General features: G+C 60.4%; 20 protein-coding genes. 8 read left to right on the forward strand and 12 right to left on the reverse strand.

From position 1 onward, the window contains the following. Positions 1 to 70: 70 nt before the first annotated feature. Genes ABDK06_RS05885 through ABDK06_RS05895 form a run of 3 tightly spaced genes read right to left on the reverse strand, consistent with a single transcriptional unit; the run spans position 71 to position 3,662 of the window. Positions 71 to 1,489, reverse strand: a complete 1,419-nt coding sequence (locus tag ABDK06_RS05885; RefSeq protein ID WP_394939863.1) for a dihydrolipoamide acetyltransferase family protein — start codon at positions 1,487 to 1,489, stop codon at positions 71 to 73. Further along, entirely contained in the window at positions 1,489 to 2,526 is a 1,038-nt protein-coding gene (locus ABDK06_RS05890) for an alpha-ketoacid dehydrogenase subunit beta (RefSeq protein ID WP_394939865.1), read from the reverse strand. The genes ABDK06_RS05885 and ABDK06_RS05890 overlap by 1 nt, the downstream gene beginning before the upstream one ends. Continuing rightward, positions 2,523 to 3,662, reverse strand: coding sequence for a thiamine pyrophosphate-dependent dehydrogenase E1 component subunit alpha (locus tag ABDK06_RS05895; protein ID WP_394939867.1), 1,140 nt, complete (start codon positions 3,660 to 3,662; stop codon positions 2,523 to 2,525). Before ABDK06_RS05895 ends, ABDK06_RS05890 begins: the two co-directional genes overlap by 4 nt. 166 nt (positions 3,663 to 3,828) lie before the next feature. Here ABDK06_RS05895 and ABDK06_RS05900 point away from each other — a divergent pair, with 166 nt between their 5' ends. The 3 genes from ABDK06_RS05900 (at position 3,829) to ABDK06_RS05910 (ending at position 5,801) form a co-directional block, all read left to right on the forward strand. Beyond that, the gene (locus ABDK06_RS05900; RefSeq protein ID WP_394939869.1) at positions 3,829 to 4,266 is read left to right on the forward strand and encodes an Lrp/AsnC family transcriptional regulator; all 438 of its coding nucleotides are present in this window, start codon (positions 3,829 to 3,831) and stop codon (positions 4,264 to 4,266) included. Between the two features lie 83 nt (positions 4,267 to 4,349). Further along, positions 4,350 to 5,327, forward strand: a complete 978-nt coding sequence (locus tag ABDK06_RS05905; RefSeq protein WP_394939871.1) for a hypothetical protein — start codon at positions 4,350 to 4,352, stop codon at positions 5,325 to 5,327. Next, positions 5,328 to 5,801, forward strand: coding sequence for a GNAT family N-acetyltransferase (locus ABDK06_RS05910; RefSeq protein WP_394939873.1), 474 nt, complete (start codon positions 5,328 to 5,330; stop codon positions 5,799 to 5,801). A gap of 49 nt (positions 5,802 to 5,850) precedes the next feature. On the opposite strand, the gene ABDK06_RS05915 is transcribed toward ABDK06_RS05910, so the two are convergent. From ABDK06_RS05915 to paaA, 6 genes are all read right to left on the reverse strand, one after another. Then, positions 5,851 to 6,630 (reverse strand): enoyl-CoA hydratase/isomerase family protein, encoded by a 780-nt coding sequence (locus ABDK06_RS05915; protein ID WP_394939876.1) that lies wholly within the window; start codon positions 6,628 to 6,630, stop codon positions 5,851 to 5,853. 30 nt (positions 6,631 to 6,660) lie between these two features. Beyond that, positions 6,661 to 7,848 carry a 1,2-phenylacetyl-CoA epoxidase subunit PaaE gene (gene paaE, locus ABDK06_RS05920; RefSeq protein ID WP_394939878.1) on the reverse strand — a complete coding sequence of 396 codons (1,188 nt, stop codon included), beginning with the start codon at positions 7,846 to 7,848 and terminating at the stop codon, positions 6,661 to 6,663. Next, the gene (gene paaD / locus ABDK06_RS05925; protein WP_394939880.1) at positions 7,849 to 8,388 is read right to left on the reverse strand and encodes a 1,2-phenylacetyl-CoA epoxidase subunit PaaD; all 540 of its coding nucleotides are present in this window, start codon (positions 8,386 to 8,388) and stop codon (positions 7,849 to 7,851) included. It lies immediately after the preceding gene. A gap of 9 nt (positions 8,389 to 8,397) precedes the next feature. Further along, on the reverse strand, positions 8,398 to 9,252 hold the full coding sequence (gene paaC, locus ABDK06_RS05930) for a 1,2-phenylacetyl-CoA epoxidase subunit PaaC (protein ID WP_394939882.1): 855 nt from the start codon (positions 9,250 to 9,252) through the stop codon (positions 8,398 to 8,400). 157 nt (positions 9,253 to 9,409) lie between these two features. Beyond that, the gene (paaB, locus tag ABDK06_RS05935) at positions 9,410 to 9,724 is read right to left on the reverse strand and encodes a 1,2-phenylacetyl-CoA epoxidase subunit PaaB (protein ID WP_394939884.1); all 315 of its coding nucleotides are present in this window, start codon (positions 9,722 to 9,724) and stop codon (positions 9,410 to 9,412) included. 1 nt (position 9,725) lies between these two features. Continuing rightward, entirely contained in the window at positions 9,726 to 10,697 is a 972-nt protein-coding gene (paaA, locus tag ABDK06_RS05940) for a 1,2-phenylacetyl-CoA epoxidase subunit PaaA (protein WP_394939887.1), read from the reverse strand. Between the two features lie 224 nt (positions 10,698 to 10,921). On the opposite strand from paaA, the gene ABDK06_RS05945 reads away from it, so the two are divergent. The 5 genes from ABDK06_RS05945 to ABDK06_RS05965 all read left to right on the forward strand — a co-directional run bounded on the left by ABDK06_RS05945 (position 10,922) and on the right by ABDK06_RS05965 (position 17,034). After that, positions 10,922 to 11,674, forward strand: coding sequence for a hypothetical protein (locus tag ABDK06_RS05945; protein ID WP_394939890.1), 753 nt, complete (start codon positions 10,922 to 10,924; stop codon positions 11,672 to 11,674). Then, the gene (locus tag ABDK06_RS05950; protein ID WP_394939892.1) at positions 11,658 to 12,695 is read left to right on the forward strand and encodes a J domain-containing protein; all 1,038 of its coding nucleotides are present in this window, start codon (positions 11,658 to 11,660) and stop codon (positions 12,693 to 12,695) included. The genes ABDK06_RS05945 and ABDK06_RS05950 overlap by 17 nt, the downstream gene beginning before the upstream one ends. A 195-nt stretch (positions 12,696 to 12,890) precedes the next feature. Beyond that, complete coding sequence (locus tag ABDK06_RS05955; RefSeq protein ID WP_394939894.1) at positions 12,891 to 15,029, forward strand: S9 family peptidase; 2,139 nt, start codon at positions 12,891 to 12,893, stop codon at positions 15,027 to 15,029. A 96-nt stretch (positions 15,030 to 15,125) separates the two neighbouring features. Continuing rightward, on the forward strand, positions 15,126 to 15,998 hold the full coding sequence (locus ABDK06_RS05960; RefSeq protein WP_394939896.1) for a trypsin-like serine peptidase: 873 nt from the start codon (positions 15,126 to 15,128) through the stop codon (positions 15,996 to 15,998). A gap of 172 nt (positions 15,999 to 16,170) precedes the next feature. Continuing rightward, positions 16,171 to 17,034: a trypsin-like serine peptidase gene (locus ABDK06_RS05965; protein ID WP_394939898.1), complete on the forward strand. Its 864-nt coding sequence runs from the start codon at positions 16,171 to 16,173 to the stop codon at positions 17,032 to 17,034. A gap of 73 nt (positions 17,035 to 17,107) precedes the next feature. On the opposite strand, the gene ABDK06_RS05970 is transcribed toward ABDK06_RS05965, so the two are convergent. From ABDK06_RS05970 to pta, 3 genes are read right to left on the reverse strand one after another with little or no spacing between them, the layout of a single operon-like run. Next, positions 17,108 to 17,671 carry a GNAT family N-acetyltransferase gene (locus tag ABDK06_RS05970; protein WP_394939900.1) on the reverse strand — a complete coding sequence of 188 codons (564 nt, stop codon included), beginning with the start codon at positions 17,669 to 17,671 and terminating at the stop codon, positions 17,108 to 17,110. A gap of 12 nt (positions 17,672 to 17,683) precedes the next feature. Then, positions 17,684 to 18,823, reverse strand: coding sequence for an acetate/propionate family kinase (locus ABDK06_RS05975; RefSeq protein ID WP_394940803.1), 1,140 nt, complete (start codon positions 18,821 to 18,823; stop codon positions 17,684 to 17,686). A 2-nt stretch (positions 18,824 to 18,825) separates the two neighbouring features. After that, positions 18,826 to 20,889 carry a phosphate acetyltransferase gene (pta, locus tag ABDK06_RS05980; protein WP_394939902.1) on the reverse strand — a complete coding sequence of 688 codons (2,064 nt, stop codon included), beginning with the start codon at positions 20,887 to 20,889 and terminating at the stop codon, positions 18,826 to 18,828. Positions 20,890 to 20,947: the final 58 nt, after the last annotated feature.

Below are 20,947 nucleotides of genomic sequence, written 5' to 3' on the forward strand. Positions count from 1 at the left end.
AGCTACGACCTTTCGATGCTATTTCAGCACTATTCTGCCGCATCGAGCCGCCGATTGGCGGAAGGCCTGCTCAGAGGTCGGCGAGCAAATGTCCTGGATTCTCGATCGCATCGGCGACATAGCGCAGGAAACCGCCCGCGGTACCACCATCGCAGACCCGATGGTCGAAGACCAACGTCAGCTCGGTGAGCTTGCGGACCGCTAGTTCGCCGTCGACGACCCAGGGCTTGTCAATGATCCTGCCGACTCCCAGCATCGCGGCCTCAGGATAGTTGATGATCGCCGCAGAGCCGTCGACACCGAACACCCCGTAATTGTTCAGGGTGAAGGTCCCGCTGCTCAGCTCGGCAGGACTGGCTTTGCCCTCCCGGGCGAGCGCGGTGAGCCGCTTGATCTCGGCGTCCAGCTGCCGTGCACTCAACCGATCCGCTTGACGAATGGCGGGAACCAGCAGACCACGCTCGGTCTGCGCGGCGAAGCCCAGGTTGACGCCGTCCACCGTGAGCAGTTCTTCCGCACCGGCCTCGCCCGGCACGATCCGGCTGTTCAGCTCGGGGAAGCGCGCCAAGCCGGCCAGCACGAAGCGAGCGATAAAAGCGAGCAGACTCGGCGTGCCCTCCGGGTCGTGCTGTTTGAGTGCAGCCCTCAATTCCAGCAAAGCGGTGGCATCCACATCGACCCAGACGGTCGCCTCGGGGATCTCCTGTCGGCTTCGGCTCATCGCCTTCGCGATGCTGCGCCGTACCCCGGTCAGTGGAAGGCGTGAAGTAATCGGCAGCCCGGAGCGGCTGTCTGCTTCGCCCTGCTGATCAGCGGAGACCTGCGCTGCGGATCCCTTCGTGACAGGGAGCGCTCCAGCACCGGTCGCCGTCGTCCGCTGAAGCTCAGTCTCATGCCGCGCTTGGCCGAAGCTCAGCACATCGGCTCGCAGGATGAGTCCTCCCGGCCCGGAGCCCGGAACTTCGCGGAGCTTCACGCCGAGCTCTCGCGCCAGTTTTCGCACCAAGGGGGAAATCACCAGGGGCGGCGCGGCCGGATTCTGCACTGCGTTCTCAGGAGAGCTGGCTGTTGGGCGGGAAGACGCGCCGCCCTTGCGCGGACGGCTGCGACCGATCGTGCCATGGCCCGATGTGCCATAGCCGATCAGCACATTACCGCTACCCGCCCGCTCTTCCTCGCGGTACTTCTGATGATGTTCCCCAGCCGATGTGGTATCAGGAACCACCTCGCTCACCGTGAGAAAAGGCCTGCCAACATCCATCAGCTGGCCCGCTTCACCGTGCAGCCGCGCTACCACTCCGGCGAACGGCGTCGGCACCTCAACCAGGGACTTCGCGGTTTCCACTTCAGCCACTACCTGGTCGACGACGACCACTTCGCCCTCTGCGACGAGCCAGCGCACCAGCTCGGCCTCGGTGAGCCCTTCCCCCAGGTCTGGAAGCAGGAAAACCCTGGCGTGCTGGAGCTCTTTTTGCTGAGCCTCGGTCATCAGGAGTCCTCCCACTGCAACTCGTCCACCACATCCAGAATCCGGTCAACGCTCGGCAATTGATACTGCTCGAGCTTGGGCGCTGGGAAAGGGATGTCGAAGCCGGTGACCCGGCGCACCGGAGCCGCCAGGGAGTGGAAACAACGTTCCTGCACCCGAGCCACGATCTCGGATGCCACCGAGGCGAATCCCGGTGCTTCCGCGATCACCACCGCACGGCCGGTAGAGCGTACCGCGGCGCAGACCGTCTCATCGTCGAAGGGCACCAGGGAACGGATATCCACAACCTGCAGTGACCGGCCCTCGCTGGCAGCAATTTCTGCGGCGGCCAGAGCGGTGGAGACCGAGGGGCCATAGCTGATCAGCGTTGCGTCGGTCCCCTCCCGGGCGATCACCGCTTTACCGATGCTGGAGGCCGAGCGTGAAGCGGCGAGCGCTCGCAGATCAACAGATTCCTTGGCGAAATAGAGTTTTTTCGGTTCCAGGAAGACCACTGGGTCGGGTGACTCGATCGCATCGCGCAGCATGGTGTAGGCATCGGCCACGGTAGAAGGAGCCAGCACCGTCAGCCCAGGGGTATGCGCGTAGTAGGCCTCCGAGGAATCGCAGTGATGTTCCACTCCTCCGATTCCCCCCGCATAGGGAATCCGGATGACCATCGGTAGCCGCACCGCACCGCGCGTGCGGTTGGCCATTTTGGCCACGTGGGACACCACCTGCTCGAAAGCCGGGTAGGCAAAGGCATCGAATTGCATTTCGACGACGGGGCGCATGCCATTCATCGCCATCCCCACCGCCGCCCCCATGATCCCGGACTCAGCAAGCGGGGTATCGAAACAGCGGTCCTCTCCGAAGCGCGCGGTCAACCCATCAGTGATCCGGAAGACCCCGCCCAGAGTGCCCACGTCCTCGCCGAAGATCAGCACGCTGGGATCGTCCTGCATGGCATCCACCAGGGCCTGATTGAGTGCCCTGGCGAATGTCACCGGAGCACTCCCCCGGGCCGTTGTTTCAGTGCGCTCATCAACCGCGGTCATCGTGCCACCTCTTCAGTATCGGCGTTGTTCGTGCGCCGGACTTCCTCGGCCAGCAACTCCGATTGTTCCCGCAGCTGCGAACTCGGTTCGGCATAGACGAAGCGGAAGAGATCGAGCGGATCGACCTGCGCTTCAGCGTTCAGCCCGTCGCGCATCTGGCTCGCGACGTCGTCCGCTGCCTGCGCGAATTCCTGCTCCAATTGCTCGGTCAGCACTCCTTGAGCCGTCAAATAACGACGCAGCCGGAGAATTGGATCCTTGGGCAGCCATTGTGCGACTTCTTCCTCGCTGCGATAACGGGAAGCATCATCGGCATTGGTGTGGGCGAGCATCCGATAGGTATGGGCTTCCAGCAACGCCGGGCCGCCGCCGTCCCTAGCCCGCTGGATGAGTTTCCGCAATACCGACAGCAGCGCGGCGAGATCGTTTCCATCGACCCGTTCACCGGGCATTCCATAGCCGATGGCCTTGTGGGCCAGGGAAGGCGCGACGCTTTGCTGAGCTAAGGGCACTGAAATGGCGAAACCATTGTTCTGAATCAGGAAGACCACCGGAACGTGAAAGACGGCGGCGAAGTTGAGCGCCTCATGGAAGTCTCCCTCGCTGCTTGCCCCATCACCGCAGAGTGCGAGCACCACGGTGTCCTCGCCCTTGAGCTTGGCGGCATGGGCCAGTCCGACGGCGTGCAAAAGCTGAGTAGCTAGCGGCGTCGCCTGGGTTGCCACCTTGTAGTGATAGGGGTTGTAGCCGCCGTGCCAGGAGCCTCTGAGCAGCTCTAGCACCTCAACCGGCGGCACGCCCTTGGCCATCACCGCGACGGAATCCCGGTAGGTCGGGAACAGCCAGTCCTGCTCTGCCAGGCACATGGCGGCTGCGATCTGGCAGGCCTCCTGCCCATGCGACGAGGGATAGACAGCCATTCTGCCCTGACGTACCAGGGCGCCGGCCTGATCATTGATCCGGCGACCTTTGACCATCTCTGCGTATCCTCGCAGCAAGCTGGCCTGATCGGGAAGCGGGTAGGCGTCCTTGTCCGTGGAGTGATCGGTCAGCAAAGATCCCTCGGGGTCAATCAGGCCAACCGGCTGCTTTGAGGGGAGCATCACCGCTTCGGGCCGCTCGTTCAGCGAGTCCATACCGTCTCCTGAGTAGTTTCAGCTGCGACATTCTGTTTACCTATTCTCGCTTATTTGAAGATTTGTATAGATGGTTCTGGGTTTATATGGAATTTATAGATCAAAAAAGCTAAATTAGAAGACGATTTGTAAATGTGACCCAGCTTACTCAGACCTCAGGAGACAAATGTCCGAACTTGACGAAATAGACCGCGGCATCATCGCCGAGTTGCGGCAGGATGCCCGGGCGAGCGTCAGCGCAATTGCCGAAAGAGTTCATATTTCAAGAGCACACGCCTACTCACGCATCGCACGGCTGACCGAGCAGAAAGTGATTACCGGATTCACCGCCGTGATCGACCCACTCAAAGCAGGGCTGGGGTCCAGTGCTTATGTGAGCATGAAAGTTCGCCAGCACGACTGGCGGGAACTCAAAGCGCTCCTCGGCGCTTTACCCGAGGTGCAGCACATTGCCCTGCTCGGCGGAAACTTCGATGTCATGCTGCTGGTCAGGGCGCGAGACAACGTCGATCTGCAGCGAGTGATCTTCGATCAGATTCAATCGATGCCAGGCGTGCTGGACACTCAGACTTATCTCATTTTCGAGGACTTTTACCCGAGGTAATATTTCAGATAGACATTCTCTTATTTAAATTAAAACGATATGATGGCGTAATTACTCCACTCGCACCCGGGGAAGGGCCGCTCATGAGCAATTCGAATTACCCACCGCAGGGACCTTATCCCAGCAATCCTGGAGGGTACGGGCAGGGAAAACCCTCCCGCATTCCGCCACCGATCCCGACGCCCGGTGGCTCCACTCCAGAGTACGGAGTTCCCCAGCAACCCCCGGCTCAGCCGCAGTATCCGGGGCAGTATCAAGGCCAGCCCTACGGTAACCCCTACGCCGCCCAACAGCAGCAGTACGGAGGTTATTCACCGACTCCTCCCCCACCGCCCAAGAGGAATTTTCCGCTCTGGGGATGGTTTGCGATCGGCATACCGGTGCTCGGCGTGATTGCCTTGGTGATCACACTCATCACGGTCAACATGAACTCCATTCCGGTGGCGGAGAGCGATCCGCCCATTACGCAGAGCAATCGGCCGCGTCCGACTCCCACAACCTCGGTCGACTCGCCTCCCACTCCGAGCAACTTGGGTGGCGGCGTGGCTGGCATCTTGGGCCTTTCCCAACCGGCGCCCTATCTGCAATCGGCGGATTGGGGCACGAAAGCCCCCAGCGGCTGGTCCCTGGAGGAAACTAATAGCGACGGGATTCGTTACTCACACCCCAACGGTTGCATGCTCCTGCTGAGCAAGGAACCACTCGACCCCTCAGTTCTCGGGGCCACTCTGAAGACCTCCGATATGCTCGCCACGATCAGTCGCAGCATCAAGTCAGTGCAGACCTTTAAAACCGACTACCCCGATACCAAGGAAGAACACATCACTTCGCTGGTCAACATCAGCATGAATAAGGTGGGCGGGCAGAAGATCCAGTTCTATGCGAAGGCCTTGAGCTATACCAATAAGAACGGGGTCAAAGTCACTCTGCAACTGGCCCAGCGGGCGATGCCGAACAACTCTACTGTGCTGGTCGCTGGCGTGGCGTGCAGAGCCACCGTGCCACTCGCCTCGAGCGGCTGGGACGATGCGCTGAGCAATATCTTCATCACGGGTTCCTGAGTGGCTCCGACTCTACGACTGATCTCTCGGGAACGCGCTGAACGGATTCTGGCGAAGAACCCGGATGCCAGCGACCTCTGGCTGGCGGATTACCCGCTCGACGACGAACTGGACGCCTTGCGCTTCTTTCTCGCCAGCCCGGCATTGTCCGTGGAGTCCGCCGTTTTCGGGCTCTACTCGGTGCACCAGGAGTCGAGCCACGCGGTCGGCGGCATTGGTTTCTTCGGGCCCCCAGATCTAGAGGGAGCCGTGACGATCGGCTACGGTGTGGTGCCGTCTGCCAGAGGACGTGGGATTGCCAGCCAAGCGGTCGCAGAGATCGTCGAGATCGCGCGGTGGAATCAGGTGCGCGCGGTGCACGCCGTCACAGATCTGGATAATCTCGCGTCGCAACGGGTGCTATTAAAAAACGGCTTCACCCTGCTCAGAAGCGATGAGGCTCAAGCTTATTTCGAGAACCGGTTGGCTGGGTAGACGGGTCGGCTGCCCAGCCGGGGCCGCCGTGTCAGTTCTTGAAGACGTCTCAGTTCTTGAAGATCGGCGGTCGCTTCTCCTGGAACGCGGTGATGCCCTCGCGATAATTCTCGGTACTCACAATGGCTGCCTGAACCTTGTTCTCGATATCGAGGGCTTCCCAGAATCCGAGCCGGTCGTCACGAATCGCGGTGACCAGTTTCTTACCATCCTGGAAAGCGTTGAGCGGTCCCTTCGCCACCCGGGCCACAATATTCCGGGTTTCCTCCAGCAAGCTTTCCGCCGGGAAGGCGCGGCTGAACAGTCCGGAACGAACCGCTTCTGCGCCGGAGATCAAATCAGCCGTGTAGATCAAATCGAGAGTGCGGTGAGTACCCAGCCGCTCAGTGAATAGCCAGTGCCCACCGGAGTCCAGCACCATGCCGAGATTCGCGAAGGGCGAGCCGATCTTGGCGTTCTCGGCTACGTAGACGACGTCGGCCGCGATTAGCAGGCCCAGCCCGGCACCGAGTGAGGCTCCCTGAGCAGCGACGAAACTGGGCGCGGGGAAGTCCATGATGGCGCGCATCGCCGGAACGATCTTGCCCTCGAGGAAAGCCAGCGCGTCATCGTTGTCGACCGCTACCTCGGAGAGATCCCGGCCGGCACAGAATGCTCTGCCCTCACCGCGCAGCAAAAGAGCTCGGACGCTTCCCGCGGCGACTCCGGCAGCGGCTTCATCCACGGTGTTCTTCAGATCCGTGAAGGCTTGCGCATCCAGGGCGTTCAGCTTGTGCGGCGCGTTCAACACCACTTCGGCAATTCCGTCAGCAATGCTTAGCTCGATCATTTAACGCCCTCTCCTGGCTGGCTCACTGGACTAGACATCGTAGTCGACGGTGACGCGTTCCGATGTCGGATGGGACTGGCAGGTCAGTACATAGCCCTTGTCCAATTCATCTTGTTCCAAAGCATAGTTCTCTTCCATCTGAACCGTCCCGCTGACCACCTTGGCACGGCAGGTGCCGCAGACGCCCCCCGCGCAGGCGAAGGGAACGTCGGGACGGACTCGAAGTGCAGCGTTCAGGATCGTCTCGCGAGCGTGCGTGGGACTCTTGACCGCGCCTTTCAAACCATCCAAGGTGAAGGTGATCTCGAAGTTCTCATCGGTCTCGGCGGCTCTCACCGAGCGGCCGTGCTGGGCTTGAGGCTGATCGGGCTTGCCGGTGGTGAAGAGCTCGAAACGCACTTTCTCAGCTGGCACTCCGCGTTCTTGCAGGGCATCCCGGCAGAGCTGGACCAGTTCGAACGGTCCGCAAAGGAACCATTCGTCGACTTGCCCGGCCGGTAACACGGTGCCGAGCAGGAGCCGTAGCTTCTCGGCGTCGATCCGGCCGCTGAGCAACGGCGCGATCCGCTGCTCCCGGGAAAGCACATGGTGCAGTGCGAAACGAGCGGGATATTTGTCCTTGAGGTCCGCCAGTTCCTCCAGGAACATCACATCCATAGCAGCCTTATTAGCGTAAATCAGGTCGAATCTGGTTGCCGGATGTGCCGCCAACAAGGTCTTGGCAATGGCGATCACCGGGGTGATCCCTGAGCCAGCGGCAATCGCTACAAAGCATCCGTCCGAGGCAGCGGCAGCTGCGAGCTGTTCCGGATGGTTCAGATCGGTCAGCACATTGTGATGACGAGAGGTGAAAGCACCCATCGGGCTCATCACTTCCAGTGTGTCCCCGGCTGTGAGCTCCGCATTGGCCCAGCTAGAGAACTGGCCGCCGAGGTCCTTTTTGATGGCCACCCGGATTTCGCTGCTGCCGTCTTCGAAGGAACGGGGTGTGGCACAGATCGAGTAGCTGCGTCTCAATTCCTTGAGTTCGCCCGACGGATCCGGCAAGGTGGTGCGCAAAGCTACATACTGACCGGGCAGGTAGTCGAACTGGCCGCTCAGTTCGGCGGGGACCGCGAAGCTGACCTCAATGGCCTCTGCGGTGAGCCTGCGGACTTCCTTGACCGCGAGGGAATGGAAACTGGCCCGTCGGTTCGACGGTTTGCGGGTCACCACCATTTAGTGCACCTTGAAGTAGTCGAAGGGTTCCAGGCAGTCCTGGCACTTGTACAGGGCTTTGCAGGACGTCGAGCCGAAACGGGTCAACTCACGAGTATTGAGCGAATCGCACAGCGGGCACTTCACCGCGAGAGCCAACCGGACCGGCGTGTGCTGGCTGCCCAGCCCGGAGCGTCCGCTGGGCGGCGCAATGCCGTAACCGGCTAGCTTGGCTTTGCCGCTCTCGGTCATCCAATCAGTGGTCCAGGCCGGGGAAAGCACTAGTTCGATCTCGGCGGAGAAGCCTTCACGCGCGAATTCTGCGAGCAGATCGTCCCGGATGGTCTCCATCGCCGGGCACCCAGAGTAGGTCGGGGTGATGGTGACCTTCACTCGCTCACCGATCAGCTCCACTGCGCGCAGAATGCCCAGTTCGGCGATGCTGAGCACCGGGATCTCCGGGTCGTTGATCCTTGAGGCGATCTGCCACAGAACTTCTTTGTCCGGTGTTTCGTGATCCGGCGTTTCCTGATCGGGGGCTTCTTTATTCAGGGTCTTCATGTCTTTCCCCTACCAGCTGGCACCGGGGTGCTGGCGTGCCAGCACCTGCATTTCGGCGAGCAGGTAGCCGAGGTGCTCGCTGTGCTCACCGTGCCTCCCACCACCGCTCACTCGCGGCGTCTGAGGCAGCTCCAGATCGGCTTCGTCGAGGATCGCAGCGATAAAGGCGTCGAAGCCGGGGCGCAAGGAAGCCGGCGGAACAGCGGCCTCTGCGAGTCTTTCGAACAACTCGTCCTGGTCGAAGAGCTCCTCGACATAAGGCCAGGTGAGTTTCAGCCCGTCGATCATCCGACGTCGTGATTCCTCGGTGCCCAGGGCGAGCCGGAGCACCCACTGGCTGGCGTGGTCCCGATGGTAGTCGACCTCTTTGACCGCTTTGGCAGCGATCGCGGCCAACGTCGGGTCGCTGCTGTACTGCAAGCGCTGGTAGAGCTCGAACTGGTAGACCGACACCACCAGCTGGCGGGCGATGGTGCGAGCGAAGTCTCCATTGGGCTGTTCCATGAGCTGGGCGCAGCGGAAATCTTCCTCCCCGCGCCAGTAGGCCAGATCGTCTTCGGTCTGCGCGGTGCCGTCGGGGTTACTGAAGGCAGCCGCTGTGTAGCTCAGGAAGGAGCGGGCGTGGCCGAGCTGGTCCAGGGCGATATTGCCCAGTGCGACGTCTTCTTCGAGTTCGGGGGCGCGAGAGATCCACCAGCCGAGCCGTTGCGCCAGCACGAGGCCGTCGTCGCCCAATCGCAGTGCGTATTCGGCGATCTCGGCGCTGGGCTTCTTCGCGGCGTCCTGCACCTCGAGCGCGATATCCTCCGGGCGCAGCGCGTTGCCTGGGGCCACGGCGGCGCGGGTTCCCCAGCGAGGGCCCACGGTCGCAGGGTTCCCTAGCTGAGCTTGCGAAGTTAGGGGGCGACCGGGGACTTGCGAGCTGAGGGAGCCGCTGGGGAGGGTAATTCGAGTCGCTGATTCTCCACTCATTGGATTCCTGCCTGGGTCTGCGCGGCGAAGCTCTGGGTGGGTGGAAACATTAGAGGTGTTTCACCCCTTCGCTCTTCGTGTAATACGTGGCGTGCCGATAGTCCTTGCCCTGCGGCGACTCGAAGAAGGCGCCTTTGGAATCAGGATCAGAAGCGGAAATCGCGTCCGCAGGGCAGACCCAGATTGAAACCCCCTCATTGCGACGCGTGTAAAGGTCCCTGGCATTGCGCAGCGCCATGGAGGCATCCGGGGCGTGCAGCGAGCCCGCGTGCACATGAGACAAGCCTCGGGAGGAGCGCACGAACACTTCCCAGAGCGGCCAGGGTTGAGCGGCCGCATTGACGACGTCGTTCTGCTCGGTCATCTCAAGCCACCTCTGCTCGCTGCTGGCGGGCGGCATAGGCCGCAGCGGCCTCACGCACCCAAGCACCGTCTTCATGGGCTTCACGACGGCGTTCCAAACGCTGCGAATTGCACTGACCCCGACCTGCCAGCACTTCCTTGAACTCGTTCCAGTCCAAGGGCCCGTGCTCCCATTTGCCGGTTTCCTGATTGAAGTGGATCTGATCATCCGGCAAGGTCAAGCCGAGCACTTTCACCTGCTCGACCATCATGCCGACAAAGCGCTGCCGCAACTCGTCATTGGAGAAGCGCTTGATGTTCCAGGCCATCGACTGCTTGGAATTAGGCGAGTCGTCGTCCGGCGGCCCAAACATCATCAGAGCCGGGGCATACCAACGATTGACGGCGTCCTGGGCCATCTGCTTCTGCGCCGGAGTACCCTGCGCCAGTTCGAGCAGGATTTCGAAGCCCTGCCGCTGGTGAAAGGACTCCTCTTTGCAGATGCGCACCATGGCCCGGCCATACGGCCCGTAGGAGGCGCGGCAGAGCGGCACCTGATTGCAGATCGCGGCACCGTCCACCAGCCAGCCGATAGCACCGACGTCGGCCCAGCTGCGGGTGGGGTAATTGAAAATCGAGGAATATCGGGCCTTGCCCGCGATCAGGTCCTCGGTCATCTTGTTTCGAGGGGCGCCCAAGGTCTCCGCTGCGGAGTAGAGGTAGAGGCCGTGGCCGGCCTCATCCTGCACCTTGGCCATCAGAATCGCCTTGCGTTTGAGGCTCGGCGCTCGGGAAATCCAGTTCGCCTCGGGCTGCATGCCGATGATTTCGGAGTGCGCGTGCTGGGAGATTTGCCGGACCAGGGTTTTGCGGTAGGCCTCGGGCATCCAGTCCCGCGGTTCGATCCGCGAGTCTTCGGCGAGGATCGCTTCAAAGGCAGCTTGCCCGGCGTCGTCGACGCTCTGCGCATCCAGCGCGCTGAGATTCTGCACCATTGCCACTCCATCCGGAATTGAATTACTGACCGCTCGTTCAGTATATCCGGAGGGTTCAGAAGAGGTCAACGCAACCTGAGCTGATCGGCGTACCCTGTGCGAGCTGAACGAATCGACTCGCATTCCCTCAGCACTAAGAAGCTCCAGCTCTAACGAATGCGAGCCAATTTTGCTATCGAGAGCAGAAACACCATAATCAAGAATCTGTTAGTGGAGGAGAAATAATGGAAAGACACATTGAAAAATTTTCCGGCGGTGCGCTGACATCAGCGCATAAAGTTTCCGGCGCTCAAACCACCGAAAATTTGGCATTCAATGCCGTGGTACTAAGTCGTGAGGATTTCCCCGCCCTCTCATCTTTATTCGCTGACAGACAAGGTGTAGAAGCTGAAGCAGTTGTGAGGCATTACCGGTTAGTTCGCAGGATCGGTCACCAAGCATTCGAGTTGATGACCGCCTGGGGCGCTGACCGCCAAGGGATAGTCGTAGCAGAGCTTCGACGTGCCCTATGCCAAGAGAACGGGCGATTCCATCCCGTCGGAGATTGGCACATCTACGACAAGCAACTTCACTCTCCAGTGGACGTCCCAACCAGAAGAGCGGGAGAAGTCTCGGTAGGCCCACTGATCTCCTCCGAAGAGACACAAGACAAAGCATCCGTCGAGAAGCAAAACCCGACTCATCGCAGCGGTTATGAGGCGGCTCTTTATCTTCCTGGCCCGGTCCGATCAACGATGTTATCCGTTGTTCCCCAGGCCGAAGTCTATTGCGGACAGCTCGTTCAGTTTCAAGGAAGCGGCCAGATTCGTCAGCGCATTGATCTCCTGCGAGTAGGCGGCGAAAAAGCCACCGTTGTTATTGCGGAAAGATCCGTAGCCAGTTTTTCAGATGCCAAGCAATCACTGGCATTGACCCCCTGGAAAGTGACTCAAATAACGTATGCCCTAGGAACTAAAAAAGATGAAATCAACCGATAGAAACTGCTACGACGTGTTGGGGGTAACCAGCGACTCCTCCATCGATGAGATCAAAAAATCCTATAGAAAGCTCATGCGGCAAATCCACACTGATTTGAACCGAGGGAGTTCACATGATCTAGTTGCCGAGCTGAACAACGCTTATGCGGTCTTGATTAATCCTGAAAAACGTAAGCAATATGACGAGCAAGTTAAAGACTTCGGAGCTGCCGATGGAGGTACTAACTCATCTCCGTCGGACGAAGAACCGCTGTGGGGCGAGGAACGGTCCTGGGACGAGCCGCCAATAAGAAAAACCAGGGAAACCGTAGTGAATCCCTCCCCCGATTTTCCTCACTATTCCAAGGTTTTCGTCCAGAACGCATGGACCCCGGAACATCACAAGGCTCAAAAAATCATCTATCGGCAGATACAACAAGTCCTGGCAGCTGCCACCGCAGCAGCATTTTTAGGGTATTTCGTCCCAGCATTTTTCTCCCCGATCTTCTTACCTCCCAAAAACAACACCGCGATTCTGTACGGCACAAATGTGGTGCTTCCACTAATCCTCGTGACGTTGTTGAGCGCCTGGCTAGTGCTTCGGAAAAAAACTCCTTACATCGGTTACCTTTTCACCGCCATTTATCTAGCTAACGAATTTAGCCAACTCAGAAATTCAACACCACTGATTCTGACAATTGGCATGGTGGTTGCTCTAGGTGTGCTTCGCAGAAAGAAAATTAGCTACCTGAGTACCTATAAGAATGCGATGGACTGGGAAAACTTTGAAAATCGAGTGAGGTCATTAGGCCATCCACTGTTATTCATTGCGCAGTCCACACCTGTTTTTAACGGACAAAAAACCAATGCTCTCGTCCGACATGACGCTACCGGAATTCCAGAGACCCTCTGGATCTGGGGTTGGTTCCCCGCTGGAAATTGGATCGACTATGACCGACGTTCCCAAACAGTGCTGTCTTGGGCCAATGCAACAAATCTGACTGCTTGGCACCAGCTGAACGACAAGCTCAAGACCGCTTAGAACCCCACACCCATCCAATCGAGGTTTCAGTGGGCTAAAGTGTCTCCAGCCCAGTGAAAGCTGCGTTCATTGGGCTGGGATACTGGGGCATGACACTGACACATAGGATCCCCCAGAGCACTGGAGATGAAATTTATTTCTCCTTCCGGCGAACTCGCTTCCCAGGCCCGACCCGCTGGCAGCTAAGGTAATCGCATGACTACTCCCCCCGTCGCAAAGAAGCTCCCCACTGCCCGCGAACACCATGGCGATGTGTTCATCGACAACTACGAGTGGCTTCGGGAGAAGGAAAGTCCGGAGGTGGTGGCGCACCTCAACGCCGAGCAGGCTTATACGGATGCGGTGACCGCGGGCCAGCAGCCCTTGCGTGACGCGATCTTCGAGGAGATCAAGAACCGCACCCAGGAAACCGATCTCTCGGTGCCCTATCGGCGGGATGACTGGTGGTACTACGTTCGGATGGAAGAAGGCCAGCAGTACGCCATCCATTGCCGGGTCGCCGCGCAGCACACCGGGGATCTGAAGGCCGACTGGACACCGCCCGCGATCGTCGCGGGACAGCCCGTGCCAGGCGAGCAGATCCTGCTCGATGGCAATGCCGAGGCTGAGGGGAAGCCGTTCTTCAGCCTGGGCGGCCAGGCACTCACCCGGGATCATCGCCTGCTCGCCTTTGCGGTGGATAATGCCGGTGACGAGCGTTTCACGCTGAAGATCAAAGATCTGCAGACCGGCGAGTTGCTGCCCGATGAGATCGGCAATATCTATTACGGCATCGCTTTCTCCCCCGACGGCAGCGAAATCTTCTACACCGTGGTGGACGATTCCTGGCGCCCGTATCAGGTGAAATCCCATCGGCTGGGCACTCCCACTGAGCAGGATGAGGTGCTTTTCCAGGAGGACGATCTGGGAATGTGGACCGGCTTCGGACTCTCGGCGGATCGCAATCAGCTGGTAATCAGCGTTGGCTGCGCCGAGTACAGCGAGGTACACCTGCTCGATTTCGCCCAACGCGAGGCCGGCCTGCAACTGGTCGTCTCCCGCGAAGAACGAGTGCTTTACGACGTCGACCCGGTCAAGGTCGGCGGGGAAGCCCAGCTGCTGATCACGCACAATCGCAATGCCCTCAACTCCATGGTCTCCCTGGTCAGGATCTCTGAGCTGGGCAAGCCTCTCGCCGAGCAGCAATGGACCACGGTGGTACCGCACAGTGATACCGTGCGGGTCAATGGGACCAGTTCGAACGCGACTCACGCGATCATCTCGGTGCGTAAGGACACCGTCGAGAAAGTTCAGTTGCTGCCACTGGACGCCCTAGACTCTGAGCCCATCGAGCCGGCCTTCGATGAAGAGCTCTACACCGTCGAGCTCTCGCTCGCGGAGTTCAGCGCCCCTCAGCTGCGGCTCAATTACAGTTCGTTCACCACTCCTCCACGGGTATACGACTATGTGTTGGGCACCGGTGAATTGATCCTGCGTAAAGAGACTCCTGTGCTGGGCGGCTACTCCTCGGGTGACTACATCGCCGAACGGGAATGGGCGACCGCCGAAGATGGCGCTAAGATCCCGCTTTCCGTGATTCGCCGCGCCGATCTGCCGCGGAACGGGGCGAACCCAGCGGTGATCTACGGCTATGGCAGCTATGAGGCCAGCATGGACCCAGGCTTCTCCATCCCCCGCATCTCCCTCTTGGACCGGGGCTTCGTCTTTGTGATCGCCCACATTCGCGGCGGCGGAGAGTTGGGCCGCGCCTGGTATGAAAACGGCAAGAAGCTGCACAAGAAGAACACCTTCACCGACTTTGTCGCCTCCACCGACTGGCTCGCCCAGTCCGGTTGGGCGGACCCGCAGCGGATCGCCGCTATCGGTGGTTCAGCAGGTGGTCTGCTGATGGGGGCGATCGTCAATCTGGCTCCGGAGAAGTACGCTGCGGTGCTGGCTCAAGTGCCCTTCGTCGACGCACTGACCACCATTCTTGACCCTGAGCTGCCGCTTTCCGCCCTGGAGTGGGAAGAGTGGGGGAACCCGATCACCGACCCTGAGGTCTATCAGTACATGAAGGAATACACCCCCTATGAAAACGTGCGAGCGGTGAATTACCCCAAGCTCGCCGCGGTCACCAGTTTCAACGACACCCGGGTGCTCTATGTGGAACCAGCCAAATGGGTCCAGGTACTACGTGAAGTGAGCACCGGCGAAGAACCCATCGTGCTGAAAATCGAGATGGACGGCGGGCACGGCGGAGCCTCAGGGCGTTACGAGAACTGGAAGGACCGCGCCTGGGACTACGCCTTCGTCGCTGACGCCCTGAACGCCAGAGAACTACGCACCAGCTAAAACCCAGAGATCTCCCAGCCAACCTTCAGTCTCCATTGGGATACTCGGGGGCATTGCCCCTACACAGGGTGCCCTAACACAGAAGGTTGAACAACCATGCGCATACGCTCTGTTAGTGCCGCGAGCGGGGTCGTCGCGACCCTGCTCGCGCTTGTCCTGAGCAGCGGGACAGCTACTGCCGCCGCGAAAGCAGTGGATCCCGCCCTGGTCACCACCCCGGTGGGCGTCGAGGTGGTGAACGGAATCGCCGACGCCGATAATCCACTGGATGCCAAAGGGCTCACTAAATCGGTGGGTTATAAGAGCACCCCCGCACGCTTCCCCGGTGCCGAGTCCGTGATCGGAGTGGATACCCGCAAGCAGATTCTGAACACCACGCAGAACCCCTACCGTGCCGTCGTCAAACTCGGCGGCGGCTCGCTCTCCGGCTGCACCGGCTGGATGATCTCCGCTGACACCCTGATGACCGCGGGGCACTGCGTCTGGAACGGCTTCGAATACACCGCGGATTTCAACGCCTGGCCCGCCAAGAACGGCAATGTCGCACCGTTCGGTTCCTGCCAGGCTTCGCAAATCTGGACTGACAAGAAGTGGCTGGAGACTCAGGACTGGGAATACGACTGGGCCTTGGTCAAACTCAATTGCCGGGTAGGCGAACAGACCGGCTGGTTCGGCTACAAAGTGGCTAATGATGCCGCCCTGCTGAAGAGCTATGTCTCGGTGACCGGTTACCCCGGGGATATGCCAGAGAGCACCATGTGGACCGATAACAAGAAAGTCGCCAACGTGACGCCAACCAAGGTCTGGTACCCGAATGACACCATCGGTGGCCAGAGCGGCGCACCGGTGTACACCTCGGCGGGCCAGGCCATCGCCATTCATGCTTACGGCGATGACGGCACCGGCAATAGCGGCACCCGGATCAAGGCTCAACTCTTCAATGTGATGAGTCACTTGAAGGATCGCTGAGCCACCTTCAAAACCCACTCGGGGCGCCCGTCCGAAAGGCTGGGCGCCCCTACCGTATCCGGCCAACCCTTGGCCAAATACCAGCGGATTTTCAGGAAACGTTGACATGCTCGGTGTACCCAAAATCGAGACAACCCCACTGGAGGCTGGTCTAAGCATGCAAAAACGGTCCATGAGCGCGGCAGGCGGAGTGCTAATCGCACTGGCAGCATTGGTTTTCTCTAGCGGCGCAGCAACAGCAGCTGCCCCCGAAGCGGTCGACTCCTCAGTCACCACACCGGTAGGCGTGAAGATTGTCAACGGTGTGGCAGACACCGCGAATCCGCTCAGTTCAGCTGGATTGACCGACTCGGTTGGTTTCACTTCAACCCCGGCTAGCTTTCCGGGTGCAGAATCGGTGATCGGCGCCGATACCCGCAAGCAGATTACCGACACCCTGAAGACCCCCTACCGCGGCCTGGTCGAGCTCAGTGGAGGTTCGCTCTCGGGCTGCACCGGCTGGATGATCTCCGCCGACACCCTGGTCACCGCGGGTCACTGCGTCTGGGACGGCAGCAGCTACACCGCAGATTTCACTGCCTCACCCGCACGCAATGACACCAAGCGGCCCTTCGGCACCTGTCAGGCTGCCCAGGTCTGGACCGATCAGCAGTGGCTCAGCAACTACGACCAAAACTTTGACTGGGCAGTGGTCAAGCTCAATTGCACGGTGGGAACCCAGACCGGCTGGTTCGGCTACAAGACGGATTCCGATGGCAACCTGGCCAATCTCGGGGTCACGGTCTCCGGCTACCCCGGGGACAAGCCCTGGGGCCAGGTGTGGAGCGATTCCAACAAAGTCGCCCAAGTCACCGCGACCAAGGTCTGGTACCCGAATGACACCTTCGGCGGCGAAAGCGGCTCTCCGGTGTACAACTCAGCTGCCCAGGCGATAGCGATCCACGCCTACGGCAATGACGGCTCCGGGAACAGTGGTACCCGGATCAAGCCCCAGCTCTTCAACACCCTGACCCATCTGAAGAACGCCGGTTCCTAAGCGTTATCTCTGACGACGCAGAGAGGGTGGAATCTCAGTATTGCTGAGATTCCACCCTCTACTGCTTTGCTGGCTAGGACTGCCACTCGGAACGCAGCAGTGCGTACATCGCCTCGGAGGACCATTCTCCTTTGAGATACCAGTTCTCCCGGGCCACCCCCTCGAACGTCATACCGAGCCGCTCGCAGATCTTCCGGGAACCGTCGTTGGCGGCGTCGAGCCTCGCCTGGATCCTGCGGAAACCCAGCTGGCCAAAAGCGAGATCCACGACGGCGCGCGCGGCTTCGGTGGCGTAGCCCATACCTTGAGCCTGTGGCGCCAGGCTCCAGCCGACTTCACCGATATAGCCGTGCTCGGCGTCGCCACCGGTCTCCCATTTCAGCGCAATCTCACCGAGCAAACCTGGCTGATCGGCGCGTTCCACCGCAAAGGAAGCCCAGTCGCCTTCCCTATCGAAAGTCTGCTTGCAGAACTTACCGACTCGTTCCATGCACTCAGCCAGGCTACGTTCATCGCTGAGCAAGTAGCGGGCTGTTTCGGGCAGCGATTGATACGCGTAATAAGCCTCGAGATCCGAGGGTTTGAAGCGGCGCAGCAGCAGCCGTTCAGTGTGCAAGGGGTAAGGAATTTTTTCCATATCTCATAGTATCTAGCTCAGCCTGGACACCAGCCCCGCAGTGGCTTCGGCGATGGCTCTTTCCTCATCCGTAGGCACCACGAGCACCGGGATCGCCGAGTCGACCGCGCTGATCAGCCGAGCGGCTTTCGATCGGACGGCGTTCGCCGCCGAATCGAGAACCAGGCCCAGAGCAGCTAGCTTCGCCACCACCAAAGCCCTGAATTCAGCAGAGTTCTCGCCGATACCCGCGGTGAAGACCAGGGCTTTCATTCCGCCCACCGCCACATGGTAGGCACCGATGTACTTGGCCAACCGATAAGACGCCACCGCGAGCGCCAGCTGAGCTGCCTGCTGGCCGCTGCCTGCCGCTTCCACCACGGAACGCATGTCATTGCTTCCTGAAAGTGCCAGTAGCCCCGATTCCCGATTGAGTAAGTCATCGATCTGCTCGGCGGAATATCCCTGACGCCCCAGGAAGACCAGGATCGAAGGGTCCAGATCACCGCTCCGAGTACCCATCACCAACCCTTCCAGCGGGGTGAAGCCCATTGAAGTGTCGATGCTCAAGCCAGCTTTGATCGCGGTGACCGAAGCACCATTACCCAGGTGAGCGACCACGCCGTCAAAGGACTGCCCGGGGAGGCCAAGAAAATCTGCGGCCTGACGGCTGACGAATTCGTGACTCGTGCCATGGAAGCCATAGCGCCGGATTCCATGCCGTTCATAGAGTTCAGCGGGAATCGCGTAACGCCAGGCGTACTCGGGAAGGGTGCGATGGAAAGCGGTGTCAAAGACAGCCACCTGCGGCAGCTCCGGCCATTTCGCGGAAATCGCCCGGATGCCTAGAACGTTCGCCGGATTGTGCAGCGGAGCCAAAGGGTTGAGCCGTTCAATAGCTCGGGTGACCTCATGATCGATCAGCACCGGCTCGCTGAACCGTTCGCCTCCGTGCACCACCCGATGCCCCACCGCGTCAATCCGTAGCTCACCGAGGGCGGCACCGACCAGTTCAAGAGCGGCAGCATGATCGGTTACCGGATTGCTGGCCGCTCCGCCCTCGGCCTGACCGATTCGCTCGATCAGCCCCTCCAGCAGCACCTCTTCCGCTTGGGTATCCCGCACTTGGTACTTCAAGGAGGAGGAACCCGAGTTGATCACCAGAATCTGCACGGTCACCCCTGAGCCTGAATGGCGGTAATCGCCACGGTATTGACGATGTCTTCAACGGTGCAGCCGCGGGAGAGATCGTTGATCGGCTTGCGCAGGCCCTGTAGCACCGGGCCGACGGCGACCGCTCCCGAGGACTGCTGCACCGCCTTATACGTGTTGTTGCCGGTGTTGAGGTCGGGGAAGATGAAGACCGTGGCCTGCCCGGCGACCTGAGAACTGGGGAGCTTGGAAGCGGCGATCGAAGCGTCCACCGCGGCGTCGTACTGGATCGGGCCCTCCACCGCCAGATCGGGCCGCCGGGCTCGCACCAGCTCGGTGGCATGCCGCACTTGGTCCACCGCGGCACCCGAACCGGATTCTCCCGTCGAGTAGGAGAGCATCGCAATTCTGGGCTGCACCCCGAATTGCGCCGCGGTCTGGGCCGAGGCGATGGCGATATCCGCGAGTTGTTCCTCATTGGGCTCAGGATTGACCGCGCAGTCACCGTAAACCAATACCCGGTCGGGGAGCAGCATCAGGAACACCGAGGAGACGATCTTCACACCCTCGGCGGTCTTCACGAATTCCAGGGCCGGTCTGATGGTGTTCGCGGTGGTGTGCGCCGCTCCCGAGACCATGCCGTCCAGCACCCCCAGCTGGACCATCATGGTGCCGAAATAGGAAGCTTCCAGCATGATCTCCCGAGCCCGGCTGAGGTCCATTCCCTTGTGTGCCCGCAAACGCGCATACTCTTCAGCGAAGCCTTCCAGGAGCTCGCTATTCGCCGGATCGATCACGGTGATGCCGCGCAGATCGACACCGTGGCCGGCCGCCAGGTCTCGCACCTGAGTTTCCGGGCCCAGAATGGTCAGTTCGCAAACATCTCGGCGGCGCAGGATCTCCGCGGCCCGAAGAATCCGTGGATCCTGGCCTTCGGGCAGCACGATGTGCTTGCGGTCCTGACGGGCTCTTTCAATCAGTTCATGCAGGAAGCGCAAGGGCGTCATCCTGACCGGCCGTGGGATCTCCAAACGTTCCAGCAGTTCTGCCTCATCAACGCGTTTCGCCCATTCGCCGAGCGCGGCCGCGGCTTTACGACTTTGCGATGACCAGATCTCACTGCGCACCTCACTGACCCGTTTTGCCGTGCTGTAGGTATCCTCCGGACTGGCGAAAATCGGAAAGGGAGCGCCGCCGAGCAGCGGGTAGATATGTGCGTCCGGGGAGAGCCCGCCGGTCAGGATCATCCCGGAAGGCACCGGGAACTCCGGTGAGAAACTGGAGGCCAAGGTGGCGATAATGATGTCAGCCCGGTCACCGGGGACGATCACCAGAGCGCCGGATTCCAGCACATGCAGGAAGTTCCCAACACTCATCGCCGCTACTTTGATCGATTCGACATCCCGCTCCCGCTCCGCGCTGCCGGCAATCTGCCGCAGGCCCAGGGAACTCGCCACCTCACCCACCGTCGGCTGGACGATCTCGTCGATCTCCGGCAGGATGTAGACCGGTTTGCCGGAGGCTCCGGGGCGCAGCTCAGCGGCGATTCCGGTGAGCTGATCGGCGTCCGCGCGATTGACCATCATCGCCAGCAAGGAGCAATTCGCGGCGGCGAGTTCCTTCCGCGTCACATCCACGGCGTCGGCGACCTCCGCTGTGGTGCGGCCCTTCGCGTTCACCACGGCGAGCACTGTGCAGCCGAGGTCATTAGCCAACCGGGCGTTCACATCGAATTCGACGGCGGCATCCTGCCCGGTGAGGTCGGTGCCCTCAACGATGACGACATCCACCTCGCGAGCGATCTCACTGTAGATCGCTACGCAGCGAGCATCGATTTCCTCACGATCACCCGAGGCGAGGAGCCCACGTGCCTCTTCGGCCGTCAACCCGGCTCGGCATACTCCAGCGCCCAGATCAAAGCGGCGCGCCACCATGGCGACCATCGGATCCGCTTCGACGTCGTCCACGATCGGTCGGAAGAAGCCGATCCGATCAGCGCGCCGGTGCAGGGCGTCCGCCAGCCCAAGGGTGATGAGCGATTTGCCGGATCCCGGCGTCGCAGCGCTGACGTAGATTCCCTGGGTCACCCTCTTATCCTGCCAAAGACCTTCCCCTGATGGGGAGGATTGTGAGCAAAACCTCGGA

This window comes from Psychromicrobium ferritrahens (genome assembly GCF_043789415.1).
Lineage (GTDB): Bacteria > Actinomycetota > Actinomycetes > Actinomycetales > Micrococcaceae > Renibacterium.